This window comes from Neobacillus vireti (assembly GCF_036962465.1).
GTDB lineage: Bacteria > Bacillota > Bacilli > Bacillales > Cytobacillaceae > Neobacillus > Neobacillus vireti_B.
On record NZ_JBALNF010000025.1, the window covers coordinates 145,843 to 159,821 of the forward strand.

The 13,979-nt window shown below is 40.3% G+C and carries 15 protein-coding genes and 1 pseudogene; 8 read left to right on the forward strand and 8 right to left on the reverse strand.

Annotated features, from left to right (window positions below; all coding sequences use genetic code 11):
- The first annotated feature begins 236 nt into the window (after window positions 1-236).
- The 3 genes from V7077_RS11190 to V7077_RS11200 all read left to right on the forward strand — a co-directional run bounded on the left by V7077_RS11190 (window position 237) and on the right by V7077_RS11200 (window position 2,527).
- On the forward strand, window positions 237-881 hold the full coding sequence (locus V7077_RS11190; RefSeq protein ID WP_335501693.1) for a bifunctional 4-hydroxy-2-oxoglutarate aldolase/2-dehydro-3-deoxy-phosphogluconate aldolase: 645 nt from the start codon (window positions 237-239) through the stop codon (window positions 879-881).
- A gap of 22 nt (window positions 882-903) precedes the next feature.
- Window positions 904-1,743, forward strand: a complete 840-nt coding sequence (locus V7077_RS11195; RefSeq protein WP_335501695.1) for an aldo/keto reductase — start codon at window positions 904-906, stop codon at window positions 1,741-1,743.
- A 190-nt stretch (window positions 1,744-1,933) separates the two neighbouring features.
- Window positions 1,934-2,527, forward strand: coding sequence for a VanZ family protein (locus V7077_RS11200; RefSeq protein ID WP_335501398.1), 594 nt, complete (start codon window positions 1,934-1,936; stop codon window positions 2,525-2,527).
- A 197-nt stretch (window positions 2,528-2,724) separates the two neighbouring features.
- Here V7077_RS11200 and V7077_RS11205 read toward each other — a convergent pair.
- From V7077_RS11205 to V7077_RS11235, 7 genes and pseudogenes are all read right to left on the reverse strand, one after another.
- Window positions 2,725-3,217, reverse strand: a pseudogene (locus V7077_RS11205) (GyrI-like domain-containing protein).
- A gap of 45 nt (window positions 3,218-3,262) precedes the next feature.
- Entirely contained in the window at window positions 3,263-3,913 is a 651-nt protein-coding gene (locus V7077_RS11210) for a TetR/AcrR family transcriptional regulator (protein WP_335501401.1), read from the reverse strand.
- A gap of 11 nt (window positions 3,914-3,924) precedes the next feature.
- Entirely contained in the window at window positions 3,925-5,031 is a 1,107-nt protein-coding gene (locus V7077_RS11215; protein WP_335501404.1) for an ABC transporter permease, read from the reverse strand.
- Entirely contained in the window at window positions 5,028-5,750 is a 723-nt protein-coding gene (locus V7077_RS11220; RefSeq protein WP_335501406.1) for an ABC transporter ATP-binding protein, read from the reverse strand. Before V7077_RS11220 ends, V7077_RS11215 begins: the two co-directional genes overlap by 4 nt.
- A gap of 157 nt (window positions 5,751-5,907) precedes the next feature.
- Window positions 5,908-7,782 carry a PTS fructose transporter subunit IIABC gene (locus V7077_RS11225; RefSeq protein WP_335501409.1) on the reverse strand — a complete coding sequence of 625 codons (1,875 nt, stop codon included), beginning with the start codon at window positions 7,780-7,782 and terminating at the stop codon, window positions 5,908-5,910.
- A 12-nt stretch (window positions 7,783-7,794) separates the two neighbouring features.
- Entirely contained in the window at window positions 7,795-8,712 is a 918-nt protein-coding gene (gene pfkB / locus V7077_RS11230) for a 1-phosphofructokinase (protein ID WP_335501411.1), read from the reverse strand.
- On the reverse strand, window positions 8,709-9,458 hold the full coding sequence (locus V7077_RS11235) for a DeoR/GlpR family DNA-binding transcription regulator (RefSeq protein ID WP_335501413.1): 750 nt from the start codon (window positions 9,456-9,458) through the stop codon (window positions 8,709-8,711). The genes pfkB and V7077_RS11235 overlap by 4 nt, the downstream gene beginning before the upstream one ends.
- Window positions 9,459-9,766: 308 nt before the next feature.
- On the opposite strand from V7077_RS11235, the gene V7077_RS11240 reads away from it, so the two are divergent.
- From V7077_RS11240 to V7077_RS11250, 3 genes are all read left to right on the forward strand, one after another.
- Window positions 9,767-10,456, forward strand: coding sequence for a hypothetical protein (locus V7077_RS11240; RefSeq protein ID WP_335501415.1), 690 nt, complete (start codon window positions 9,767-9,769; stop codon window positions 10,454-10,456).
- Window positions 10,457-11,072: 616 nt separating this feature from the next.
- Window positions 11,073-11,918: a pentapeptide repeat-containing protein gene (locus V7077_RS11245; protein WP_335501417.1), complete on the forward strand. Its 846-nt coding sequence runs from the start codon at window positions 11,073-11,075 to the stop codon at window positions 11,916-11,918.
- Between the two features lie 56 nt (window positions 11,919-11,974).
- On the forward strand, window positions 11,975-12,466 hold the full coding sequence (locus tag V7077_RS11250) for an HIT family protein (protein ID WP_335501420.1): 492 nt from the start codon (window positions 11,975-11,977) through the stop codon (window positions 12,464-12,466).
- 59 nt (window positions 12,467-12,525) lie between these two features.
- Here V7077_RS11250 and V7077_RS11255 read toward each other — a convergent pair whose 3' ends face one another.
- The gene (locus V7077_RS11255) at window positions 12,526-12,861 is read right to left on the reverse strand and encodes a DUF3889 domain-containing protein (RefSeq protein WP_335501422.1); all 336 of its coding nucleotides are present in this window, start codon (window positions 12,859-12,861) and stop codon (window positions 12,526-12,528) included.
- Between the two features lie 127 nt (window positions 12,862-12,988).
- Between V7077_RS11255 and V7077_RS11260 the strand changes: the two genes are divergently transcribed.
- Window positions 12,989-13,498, forward strand: a complete 510-nt coding sequence (locus tag V7077_RS11260; RefSeq protein WP_335501424.1) for a GNAT family N-acetyltransferase — start codon at window positions 12,989-12,991, stop codon at window positions 13,496-13,498.
- Between the two features lie 139 nt (window positions 13,499-13,637).
- Window positions 13,638-13,820, forward strand: coding sequence for a hypothetical protein (locus V7077_RS11265; RefSeq protein ID WP_335501426.1), 183 nt, complete (start codon window positions 13,638-13,640; stop codon window positions 13,818-13,820).
- Window positions 13,821-13,979: the final 159 nt, after the last annotated feature.

The window sequence follows — 13,979 nt, forward strand, 5'->3', positions numbered from 1 at the left end:
AAGATTAACACAGCCATTATTTAAAGAATGGAAGCTATTTGATCACTGATACCACACCTATTTAGTCTCACCTTGATAAGTAAGAGAGCCTGGTTGAATAACTAGGTTCTCTTTTTCTTAAAGTGAAGGACATTATACGATGCGAATGTAGATACTTTCGTTAAACTATAAAAAGGGTTTATACTATGTAAGTAGATTAATTGCAAAAAAATAGACTAGAAGAGGTGATCATCGTGCTGAAAAAAATCGATATTTTAACCAAAATTGTAGATTGCGGGGTCGTCGCAGTTGTTCGTGCGGATTCCAGGGAAGAGGCAGTAAACATTTCTGAAGCCTGTGTAAAAGGAGGCATTCAGGGTATTGAGGTGACCTTTACAGTCCAAGGCGCAGATGAAGTGATTAAAGAATTGGCAGCGCTTTATCAAAAACACCCGGATGTGGTGATTGGTGCAGGAACTGTCCTTGATGCGGCAACTGCTAGAATAGCGATTTTAGCCGGAGCTCAGTTTATAGTCAGTCCAGCATTCGATGAAGCAACGGCAACACTATGTAATCTTTATCAAATTCCATATATGCCAGGCTGTATGACGCTTACTGAGATGAAGCGAGCGTTAGAAGCGGGAGTGGATATTGTCAAATTATTCCCTGGCAGTGCCTACGGTCCAGAATTCGTTAAGGCTGTCAAAGCGCCGCTTCCACAAATTAATATTATGCCAACCGGCGGTGTTGATTTGGAGAATGTTGATAAATGGATCAAGAACGGCTGTGTCGCTGTCGGTGTAGGCGGAAACTTAGTCGCACCGGCCAAAACGGGGGAATATGAAAAAATCACCGAATATGCTAGGCAGTATATCGAAAAAGTTCAAGCGGCAAGAGGATAATAACCGATAGGGGGATAAGATGATGGCAGTCCATTTAAAAGATACAACCACTTTACATAACGGCGTGAAAATGCCTTGGATGGGATTAGGTGTGTTTAAGGTAAAAGAAGGCGAAGAAGTTGTTGAGTCGGTTAAGGCTGCGCTCAAAAACGGTTATATCAGTATCGACACTGCTGCCATTTATGGCAATGAAGAGGGGGTCGGTCAAGCGATTAAAGAGTCGGGCATTCCCCGGGAAGAATTGTTTATTACAACAAAGCTTTGGAATTCAGAACAAGGATACGAATCCACGCTAAAAGCTTTTGAAACCAGTCTTAACAAGCTTGGACTCGATTATTTAGACCTTTATTTAATTCACTGGCCAGGAAAAGACAAATTTAAAGATACGTGGAGAGCATTTGAAAAGCTTTATAAAGATGGCCGTGTGCGTGCTATTGGTGTAAGTAATTTTCAAACCCACCATTTAGAAGATTTGATTGGTTCGGCTGAAATTAAACCAATGGTAAACCAGGTGGAGTATCATCCGCATTTAACACAGAAGGAGCTTCACGCTTTCTGTAAAAAAGAAGGTATTCAACTTGAGGCATGGTCACCTTTAAAACAAGGACAACTCCTCAGCGAACCGGTTCTTGTGGATATTGCCCAAAAGTACAATAAATCAGTAGCGCAAGTCATCCTGCGCTGGGATCTTCAGAATGAAGTTGTAACAATTCCAAAATCTATTAAAGAGCATCGTATTATTGAGAATGCCGATGTCTTTGATTTTGAGTTGTCCCAAGAGGATATGGATAGAATTGATGGATTAAACCAGGATAGTCGAGCAGGTTCCGATCCGGATAAGATGACGGTTGGGTTTGTATAATACGGAAGCACAAGCAGATAAGCTTTATCTTGCTTGTGCTTTTTTTGATTTGATGGATGATGAAAACAAATTAGCTTGGGAAGATGTAATAGGGGTCCAATTCAGGGCGTAAATGGGATATTATAGAAATAAGGGCTGCGATTTGCAGTATATTTCCTTAAAAGGAATATTCAAAGGCAGGAAGAAAAGAATGGATAACAAATCATTATGGATTTCTTTAGGAATTTCACAACTAATCTATGTTTTATTATTACCTGTTTGGCTGAGGCTGCTAGCCTATCTCCATCCGATTGTTTTGGTTGTTATCTGGATGTGCCTGACAAGTCTTACTATGCTTGTAGTTTTTTATGTGCGCAGAAGTACCATCAATATCTCTACTTTCATTTTTAAAATATTAATAACGTTATATAGCATAGGATTACTCGTGTTGTTATTTTTTCGTCCAACAAATCAGGAATATAGTCAGATCAATTATATCCCTTTTAAAACCATACGCGGATTTCTTGGTGGAGACGGTAATTTTTTAATAGCTTTTTACAATTTAACTGCCAATATCCTTTTATTCGTACCCTATGGGGTAATTGCTCTTATGTTTTCAAGGCACCGCTCTTGGTGGAAGTTTGTTTTGATACCGGCATTAAGCATCCTATTTATTGAAATTATGCAGCATCTCACTAAACGCGGCAGCATGGATATTGATGATTTAATCTTAAATCTGTTAGGTGTATGGATTGGTTATGGACTAAGTTTTGTTATTCAAAAGGTTGTAAAAGTAAAAAATTGATTAGGGAGCTAAGATACTAGGGGGAATCACTATGAACTCTCTCTTAAACCTAGGTGGTGCACAGTTTGTCGGAACCTCTCTTTAAGATCAATCACTCAGTGGGGCTAATCAATTTTTCCAAACAACACAGGGAGGTTAACGTGTGATTTTTAGCAGAAAAAAGCGGTGCGCAAGCAGCACCGCCTTCTTAATTACGATTATTTTAGCGGGATCCATATCTCAGAGTAATAATCTGGGCTCCAAGGGTCACCTGGAGAATAGACTTCTAACTCAGGACCCGCTGCATGCTCGAAATGACTAGATGGGAACCATTCCGAAAAGATCTGTTTCCAAGCATTCTGCATGGAATCTGGCATTGACCCGTACTTCAAATACTCCCCACTTGGCTGCAGGAATATCAAGAATCTCTAAACCCTCTGGAGGGGAACCTGCATATTCAACTGCAATCCAGTAATCCATTAATCCGGGCTGCTGGGAACGTTTGTTTACACAGACACCCACAACTCCTTTGATTTCACCATTATTGAGCTCAACTAACAAATCATTTGTACCATCGGCATGAACGACATCCCACATTTTAGGGATTTCCCTTAGATTTTCTCCATTCACACAGGAAAACTCTCGCTTAACTCCAACTACTCGAAAATGTTCTCGTTCAATAATTTTATAATTCATCCGTTTTGCTCCCATCTGATTCACCAATACCAATGAAGGCGATAAAGGACATTTTATGAATTAATCTTTTTTACCTAACCCGTGCATGATAAATTGGACCGTGCGCTCAGTTTCAAGTTCATCATCCCACGGAGCATCTGGGAACAGGATATACCGTGAAAATAAGTAGCCCATGACACTGGTAATCATTAAACGGGCTATGCTTAAGGCAGGCATTTCAATAATTTGCCCTTTTTGCTGATAGCCTTCAATGATGTTTGAAAAACGACCAAACAAATTTTTTGCAATCAAATCAATAAATTGTTCTCGCAGCTCTGGGTGAAATGGGATCTCTTGAAGCATGATTTTAACTACAGGGAGAAGTTTTTTTAAGACATCTCTGCGGTTCTCAATCGTCGCCTTGAGAAAATCCTCGATGCGGTCGTACTGCTGATTTAAGACCTTATCAAAGTCATTTACGATATAGGGCCCCACCACTTTTGCCATTATAGGAACAACAATAGCCATTAATAAATCCTTTTTGGTTTTATAATGACGGAAAATCGTTCCTTCGGCTACACCAGCTTTTTTGGCAATTTCACTTGTAGACGTGGAGGCATACCCTTTTTCAGAAAAGTATTCAATCGCTGCGAGCAGTATTTTTCTTTGTTTCTCGGTTAATTTTTCTTCATCAAACAGCTGCTGAATGAGCATTTCTTCTTGTTCAAACATGGTTTGCTCCTTTAAATTTTTCGATACTTTTTCAAAACTACTATATTTAGGAGGATAAAAACAAGGGCAAACCCTAATAAGACAAGCAGATCGTTAATAATATCATTAAAGCCTAACCCTTTATACATAACGGATACCAATGCATCTCCGCCGTAATACAGGGGCATAATTTTTGCGATCACTTGCATCCAGTCGGCCATACCTTCAAACGGAAAAATCCCTGCGAAAAAGACCTGAGGAACAATTGCAATCGGAATAAACTGCATCATTTGGAATTCGGAATTGGCAAAAGCCGATAATAGGATGCCAAGGGACAAAGCAACAAGTGCAAGGCACAGATTGATAATGACCACATTCCAAAATGAGCCTACAAGCATAATGTCTAGTACTTTGACCGCATAAACGACAACAATCAGGGTTTGAATGATTGCAAATAAACCGTATCCTGACAAGTAACCTAGCACGATGTCTCTTCGTTGAATCGGTGTGGCTAATAAACGGTCCAACGTTCCAGTTGTCCGTTCCCGAAGCAAAGCGATACCTGAAATCAGAAATACAAAGAAGAAGACAAAGAAACCAACTAAGATAGGGCTTAACTGATCAAAAAAGGTTGTATCCTTATCACCGTAAATATAAGTGGTTTCAATTTTTGGAGCCGCAGCCTGCTCGAGTTTTAATGGCACCACATGCAGCTTATTCTGAATCTCTTGCATGAATTGGGTCATTTTTACAGACTGCTTTTTTGCATTTTCCGCAGCAATCGCTTGTTGAACCTTAATTAGCAGGGCCTTAGTGGCGGAAGGCTGATCATTTTGAAGTGTAAGTTTTATATCATTTTCCTTGACTTGAAGAATCGCATCTAAATTATCTTGTTCAATTACTTTGTTCCAGTTAGAACTGTCGGTATATTGTTTAACAGTGATTTCTTTACTTTTTAATTGTTTAACAAGGGAAGCATCCGCTCCGATTACACCCATTCTCGGATCAACCGTATTACCTCCGAGCAGGTAATGGAGAAGGGTGAGTATTAATAAAGGGGCAACCATCATCATGGCAAGTGCACGTTTATCGCGGAGCATTTGATGGATAATTCGTTTAACTAAAGCTAGAATCCTCATTTTTTAACACCGCCAGCCTTTAAAAATACCTCTTCTAATGTCGTGATTCCGTACTGTTTTTTTAATTCTTGCGGTGAACCGCTTGTTAGGATTTCACCATCTCGAACCATGGCCAGATAATCACATTTTTCCGCTTCGTCCATTACATGAGTTGTGACTAAGATGGTTTTGCCTTCTTGCTTTAAACGGTTGATTTCAGCCCAAATCGATAGGCGCAGTTCGGGATCGATTCCAACTGTTGGTTCATCTAATACAAGAACCTGCGGGTCTTGGATGAGGGCAACAGCTAGTGATAACCTGCGTTTCATGCCGCCAGAGTAGTCTTGAACCTTCTTTTTTAAATCGGCTGTGAGATTGACTAAATTGGCAGCGTAGGCGATCCGTTCTTTTTGTACTTCTTTTTTTAGTTTAAAAAGAGAAGCGAAGAAGGCCAAGTTCTCCTCACCGGTTAAGTCGGTGTAAAGCGCATCAGCCTGAGCCATATAGCCAATTTTTTGCAGCAGCTGTAAGTTAGGAACCGTTGTATTTAGAACCTGTACATCACCTTTGGAGGGACGATCCATTCCGACAATGATTTTTACTAGGGTGGTTTTACCGGAGCCAGATGGGCCAATTAAACCGTAAATTTGTCCAGGTTCAACCGATAAGTTAACATGATGTAATACTTCTTTTTTTCCAAAACTTTTACTAACATCTTTCAACACGATAGAAGCTGACATTGATAAACCCCCTTCGGGAATAAAAATGAGTGATTACTCACTTTTATTATAGAGCAGCTAAAGGTATAAGGTCAATTGTGTTTTGAAAAAGTTCAATAATTTGATGGGGATATGAAAAAAGCACGATTCCCTGAATGGAAATCGTGCATTGAATAGTTTATTCTGTTACAGGCTTTTTCAAGATACCAAGCAGGACAGCTGAAACAATTGCTCCAATTACAACTGATAATAGGTACAATAACCAGTTGCCGCTAACAAGTGGCATTACGAATACTCCGCCATGAGGAGCGCGAAGGCCAATATGGAACATCATGGATAATGCACCTGCTACAGCAGAACCTGCCATAACGGAAGGAATGACACGAAGCGGGTCTGCTGCGGCAAACGGAATTGCACCTTCAGTGATAAAAGATAATCCCATAATGTAGTTCACTTTACCAGCTTCACGATCTTGCTGGCTGAATTTCTTTTTAAATACAGTTGTTGCGATAGCGATACCTAGTGGTGGAACCATACCCGCAGCCATAATGGCTGCCATTGGCCCATATACACCATTTGCTAATAATCCAGTACCAAAAACATATGCTGCCTTGTTGATTGGTCCGCCCATATCAAAGGCCATCATCGCACCAAGGATAATTCCAAGTAAAACGGCATTTCCCGTTCCAAGATTGGATAACCAGTGTGAAATTCCTTGGTTTAGAGCACCGACAGGTTTATTAACAACAAATAACATGATGAACCCAGTTAATGCAATACCTAATAGTGGATATAAAAGAATGGTTTTAATACCTTCAAGTGATGCTGGCATAAACGTTAATACTTTCTTCAAACCAACTACTAAATAACCGGCAAGGAAACCTGCAATTAGTCCGCCTAGGAAACCAGCACCGCCGGCATTCGCAAGCATACCGCCAACCATACCAGCTGCAAATCCAGGACGGTCTGCAATACTCATCGCGATGAAACCAGCAAGAACAGGAACCATTAGAGCAAAGGCATTACCGCCGCCGATCGTCATAAGTGCTTCAGCAATCGGATTATAGGTTGGATCATCCGGCTTGAAGGCATTAAAGCCAAACATGAAACAGATGGCGATTAAGATACCACCGCCGACAACGAATGGAAGCATGTTGGAGACACCGTTCATTAAGTGCTTGTAAATCGTTGCCCCAACGCCTCTGCCTTGCTTTCCGCTATCATTGCTGGCAGTTGAACCATTACCATGGTAAATTGGAGCATCCTGCTTTAACGCACGGTCAATTAATTCCTTAGGTTTGCGAATTCCGTTCGCTACCGCGGTTTCAATTACGTGTTTGCCGTTGAAGCGGGCCATTTCTACTGTTTTATCCGCAGCGACGATTACCGCCACAGCATTTTCAATTTCTTCCGCTGTCAGCACGTTTTTCGCGCCACCAGAACCATTGGTCTCGACTTTAATGTCAACGCCCATTTCCTTTGCTTTTGCCTTTAAGGAATCAGCAGCCATATATGTGTGGGCAATTCCAGTTGGGCAGGCTGTAACGGCAACAATAAATTGATTTTTCCCAGTCATTGACTGTGTTTCTTCTTTATCTTCCTGATCATACTTGTTGATGATTGTTAATACTTCATCTTCGGATTTTGCCTCTAATAGCAGTTGACGAGCCTCTTGGTTCATTAAGATAGTTGATAGACGTGCAAGTGCTTCTAAGTGAGTATTGTTTGCACCTTCTGTTGCTGCAATCATAAAGAAAAGGTGGGCAGGCTGGCCATCAAGAGATTGATAGTTTACACCTTCTTTTGATCGGCCAAACGCAATCGCTGCTTGTCTAACTGCTTTTGTTTTGGCATGGGGAATAGCAATTCCATCACCGATACCGGTTGTACTTTGCTCTTCTCTTGCTAAAATGGCTTTTTTATATTCCGCCTTGTCAGTTAATTTACCGGCATGATCTAAGACCGTAACTAACTCTTCAACTACATCTAATTTTTGTGTGCCTTTTATGTTTAAGTTAATAGTATTTTTGGTTAAAAGCTCTGTAATTTTCATAAACAGTCTCCTTTAAAATAATTTCGTTTCGAGCTTTACTTGCGGAAGTAAACTTTCGATTTTTTCAGGCGTACATAGACCAATCGAAAAAGCTGTAGCACTTCCTGAGGCAACGCTAAAGCGGAAGGCTTCTTCAATCGATTTGTTTTTTTCATAGGTTGCTAGAAAACCAGCTACCATTGAATCTCCTGCACCAACGGAGCTTTTAACCTCTCCTTTTGGCACCGTTGCGATGATGGCTTTGTCATTGTTAATGAGGACGGCACCTTCCCCTGCAAGTGAGACAATCACATTTTGTGCACCTTGTTTGATCAGTTCTCTTCCATACGGAATGACTTCTTCACAGGTGGATAGGGTTGTGTCAAATAAATCACCAAGTTCATGATGGTTAGGCTTGATTAAGAAAGGCTGTAATGGAATGACCTTTTTTAGCAAGTCTCCTTCTGCATCAACCACAAATTTAATTCCTTTTTCATTACAAATCTCAGCTAGCTGTTCGTATGTCGTTGTCGGCATAGTGGAAGGGATGCTTCCTGCCAATACAAGGGTATCTTCGCTAGTTAATTTGTAAATTTTTTGCTTTAATGCTTCAAAGTTCTCTTTCGTTAAACTTGGACCAGAAGCATTGATTTCTGTTTCCGATTCTGACTTTACCTTGACATTAATTCTTGTATCACCATCAACCCTGACAAAATCCGTGTTAATTTGAAGTGACTTTAGATAGTTTTCAATATAATCACCTGTAAAACCGCCAATAAAACCAAGGGCTTTGTTTGTTAAATCTAGTCTTTTTAAGACTTGTGATACGTTAATCCCTTTCCCGCCAGGCAATTTCGTTTCCTTTTTCGTTCTGTTTAATCCGCCTAAAGTAACCTGTTCTAACTCTACGATATAATCAAGTGATGGATTTAGCGTTAATGTATAAATCATGAAGTAACCACCTTTATTTTTGTCTTACTGGAATACTGCTCCCTCGTATCGATGTCCAACTCATTTGTAAGGATTGTTGCCTCGTGAAGGTCGGTTATTTTTGCGAATGCAATTTCAGAGAATTTGGACTCATCTGCTAAAATATAAGCCTCACGAGAGAGGTTGATTGCTTGTTTTTTAATCATGGCCTCTTCTTGGTCAGGAGTTGTATACCCTAATTGGGGGTGTATTCCGTTAACACCCATAAAGCATTTATCAAAACGATACTGTTCGAGGCTCTCAAGTGCACCACGGCCAACCATGGCTTTGGTAGTAGGCTTGATGCTGCCGCCTAGTAAATATGTTTTTATATTTTTGTCGAGAAGCTCGTTTGCATGCATTAATCCGTTTGTTACAACGACAATCTGACTGGGAAGGAAAGGGATCATTTCAAAAATGGTCGATCCTGCATCTAAAAAGATACAATCCCCCTCTTCCACTAAGCCGCCAGCATATTGAGCGATCTCCCGCTTTGCTTGAAGGTTTTTGGATGATTTCTCGGTCATGCTGGGTTCTTGCAGCTTTCCTTGAAGTCTGGCTGCACCCCCATGGACCCTTTTAAGAAATTTTCCTTCTTCTAACTGGGTGAGATCCCTGCGAATCGTAGATTCAGATGAATTTGTAAGCTCAACCAGCTCATGCAGCTTAACTGAGTTCTTTTTCTTTAATGTTTCTAGAATAATTTGATGGCGTTCAGGCTCTAACATTCAACTCGCCTCCTATAAAACGCTTACATAACTTACTTGTGCTTTTATCATACTGACTTTTTTAAAAAAAATCAACCAAAAACTTTCATAAACAATCTATATCAACCAAAAACGTTCACTATTTTGACGTAATTTTAAAGAAGGCTTTAAACCTTACAAAATAACAAGAATTTAAGTCCCAGTGTCATTTATTTGATATAATAATGTTGATATTGGTAAATTTTGCTTGGAAGTTGATGACCGTTTCTTTATTAGTTTTGCCTGTTTTTTAGATAAAAAATATAGGTATTTGGAAGGGAGTCATTGGAGTGTTATCTTTTGAGGAAAAAAAGGCTATTTTTCATTCATTTAAGTTGAAGGAAAAGATGAACGGTAATGGAAAGGTGAGCTTTGTATATCCTGAAAGTGTTCAAAAGGGACAGATTTTGGCCACGCAATTACACCCAAGTGGAAATGGCTATGTGATCGGGAAGTATATGTCGGAGGATACGATTAAGAAGCACGGTTTTCAGGTGGATCCACGCGGGTGGATCTCCATTAAGGTATTGTCAAAGGAAGAGATTGCGAAGGTTATAACGGAGGCCATTAAGTCGATGTCTGGCGGGCCTGTGGATGTGCTGCTTCCAGAGAATGAGGGGGCAGAACAGGAATCTCCTAAAATAAGAGAATCTGTTGAAGCGGTAGTTCCTGAACAGAGTTTGAATGCTGTGGGTGCTTCGGTAGAAGATCTTTCAGAAAGAGGAGAAGAGGGGACTGCTGAGGTTCCTGAAAAGATGGGCGTTTTGAATGTGGCAGAAGGTCCTGCTGTTGAAAAAATTGCTGCTGGCCGGGTTGAGAGCGAGAATGAAAGGGAGCAGGGTACATATGAGTTTTACCCAGGTTCGTGTCTGTTTGCCTGGATGGGGCTGACGTTGTCAACTATGGAGTACGGGTATTTGGTATGGAAGAAGGCCTTTAGGAATATAGTTGGTCCCAATTCAATGGGAGAGAAAGATTAAGTGGATTATTTTGACAGACACAAGCGAACTTATTGCTTGTGTTTTTTTTGATGGAAGCTAATTGGTCTAAGTTAAGAATTAGTCCCGTCTATCTGATAATTTTCGGATTTCTAGAGGACAGTTTAACTTAGAGATTCGATGAATTTGTCCAATAGGAAGGTTCTATTGGACAGTTTAACTAAGAGGTCCGATGGATGTGTCTAATAGGAAGGTTCTATTGGACAATTTGCCTAAGAGATTCGATGAATTTGTCCAATAGGAAGGTTCTATTGGACAGTTTGCCTAAGAGATTCGATGAATTTGTCCAATAGGAAGGTTCTAATAGACAGTTTAGCTAAAAGACCCTATTATTTTGTCCAATAGAGCGTCTTAAAAAGACAAAATTCAGAAGCCAGCGAAAATCCTGTCCAATAGATCACCTCTATTGGGCAATTTTTATATAGCCAAAACAATTTTGTCCAATAGACTTCAGCTCTAAGACAAATGAAAGAGTCTCCTGGAAATTATGTCCATTAGAAATAATCAATCACAGTTAACCAAACAGATCATCAAAAACTTCTCCCAAATCCAACCATTTTGTTTTATAGTAAAAGGTAGTTGAAAGGAAGTGAACCCATTGTCTAATCATACCGTCTTATCACGTGATGACCGCAGTCATGAGCACCTTCGTGCCAAGTGTGAAGACTGCTTCGGGTTGTGCTGTGTCGCCTTGCCGTTCACTGCTTCAGCAGACTTTGCTTTAGACAAAAAGGGAGGAACACCATGCCCGAATCTACAATCAGACTTTCGCTGTGGGATTCATCGGAACTTAAGGAAAAAAGGATTCAAGGGCTGTGCGGTTTATGAATGTTTTGGAGCCGGACAAAAAGTCTCACAAGTTACCTACCAAGGCAAGGACTGGCGTGAAACTTGCGACAATGAAACATCCAATGAAATGTTTACTGTCTTCCCAATCGTCCAGCAACTCCAGGAAATGCTCTGGTATTTAACTGAAGCCCTATCATTAAAAGAGGCAGCAACCATACATATACAACTCCGTCAAGCCATCGATCAAACAGAAAAGCTTACACTGCTGAGTCCCAACCAACTTAAGCAACTCAATGTATCCACACACAGAGCAGAGATAAATAACTTACTAGTAAAAACAAGTGAACTAGTTCGTGCTGGTTCGAAGTCAAAACGAAAGATACGTCGTGGTGCTGATCTCATCGGAGCTAACTTAAGAAAAGCGGACTTGAGAGGAGCTAATTTGAGAGGGGCCTATCTGATTGCGGCTGACCTAAGGGAAGCAGACCTAAGAACCGTAGATTTTATTGGAGCCGACCTGCGTGATGCTAACCTTAGCGGAGCAGATCTTACTGGAAGTATCTTTCTCACTCAAGCACAAGTAAATGCTGCCATGGGAGATGCCAAGACAAAGCTGCCTCGATTACTCTCGCAACCATCCCACTGGTCAGCCTAATCATCCTATCCTGCACTATCTTAAAAAAGATAGTTGACGAGTAAAGGGGAATAGTAATGAGACAAATCACGTTATCTAACGGAACCACTGTTGAGGTGGAATGTTTAAGCTGTGCACTAACGAGCGGCCTGGTGCAGCCTGATGGTGGTGTTGTCATCGAGACAGAGCATTTCCACGCGCATCAGGATGTCGCCTACCCCATAAAAGGATTAATTATCTTAGCATCTAAGCGGCATATTTATTGCTTTGATGAATTAACAGAGGAAGAGCAGCTTGATTATATAAGCCTTTTAACAAAAATCAGAAAAGCGCAAAGAGACGTTCTAGGAATTGAACATGTTTATTACTTTTATAATGAAGATACTTCTCACCATTTTCACACCTGGATGGTTCCGCGTTATAAATGGATGAACGAATTTGGCCGTTCCGTCGAATCCGTAAGACCGGTCTTACGCCATGCAAGAAATAAAATGAATAATCAAGAGAATGTAAACGAGGTAATCCAAGCGATCAGTCTGTTGACTAAGGCATTACATGGGGAGAGATAATGGGTTCCCAATGATTGACCTGACTAAAATGGAGGGGAATTTAACATTCCCTCCTTCATTTACCGTGTAGTTTCCTTAAAAGTAGTCCTAATCACTTGACTGGTTGCAGGGTTGAACTCAATATCCACAAACACGCCAAATTCCTTTTTGTCATCTTTTAACCAGAGTTTAAATTTTTCAGTGCTGGATCGTGGGCCTGTTACTCTCCCAATATGAAGATAATCAATAATCTTCGCATGAGGATACCTTTCTTGCGTTTTCTTCATTGCGTAAGTACCCCATTTGGCATATGGCGGGATCGGTTTTTGTTGGGCGGCAGCTTCGTGGGGGGACTGCCATATTCCTATATCTATAAAAACAAATGTAATAATCAAACTGATCAGAAGTTTTTTCATATGATTACTCCTTTTTTATTAGGATTGCATTACGGGTTATAACTTATGTTGGAAATAATTGAAAGAGGTGAACAATGGAAAGGGTTCAGGAGTTTATAGTGAAAAATAAACAAAGGAGAGAGTAATAATGGAAATTCGGTTATTAACTCCAGCTGATGCCAGAAATTACTGGACATTACGGCTCGAAGCATTAAAGAACCATCCCGAGGCATTTTTAGCTAGCTATGAGGAGTCAGTCACAAAGGAAAACGCCGTAGAACAAACAGCTCAAAACCTTACAGCGGAAGGAAACTTTACTTTTGGAGCTTTCGATCAGGATAAACTTATTGGCGTTGTAACTTTACTACAAGAAGAACGGAAGAAAATTCGCCACCGGGCAAACATTTTTGCCATGTATGTCACCCCGAGCAGACGGGGAGTAGGGGCAGGTAAGGCACTGATGACCGCGGCCATCCAGAAAGCGAAGGATATCTCCGGGGTTGAACAAATCAATTTGAACGTAACTGCCAGTAATCATAGTGCGAAACAGCTTTATACTCAATTAGGCTTTCAGGAGTTTGGGCTAGAAAAGAATGCTTTAAAAATAGATGGAGTTTATTATGATGATGCCTATATGGTTTTACATTTAAAAAGATAGGGATTTTGCTGAAGGAATGGGGACGTTATTTTCTTTTATTAGAAATTAATGAAAGCGCTATCAAATGTGTAGCTCAAGTGATATAATGAAATAGAGAAGCAGGTATGTCACTTCTTAACAGGAAAGGGGTCGCTTGCGTATGACGGAAAGCATTTATTCGCATTTGAAAAAAAGAGGGGTTGTTGTTCCAGAGCATTACATTCAACCTTTAAAGGCCCAGTGGGATGCGCACCAGATTTTAAATAACAGTCCTAATCTTAATAATTATACAGAATCTAATCATAGCTCGAAACATTTGACTGAGGAGTTTGATCACGAGTAGAGTGTGATTCCATAAAGTGGAAAAATCCACTTGATTTTAAACTGGATTTACAGTAAGATAAACATACGTTATAACGAAAAGGGTGACTTAAAGTCCGATGATTAACTAGTCCTATTTTTGGAAAAAATTCGGATAACGAACATATTCTGGATAGGATTC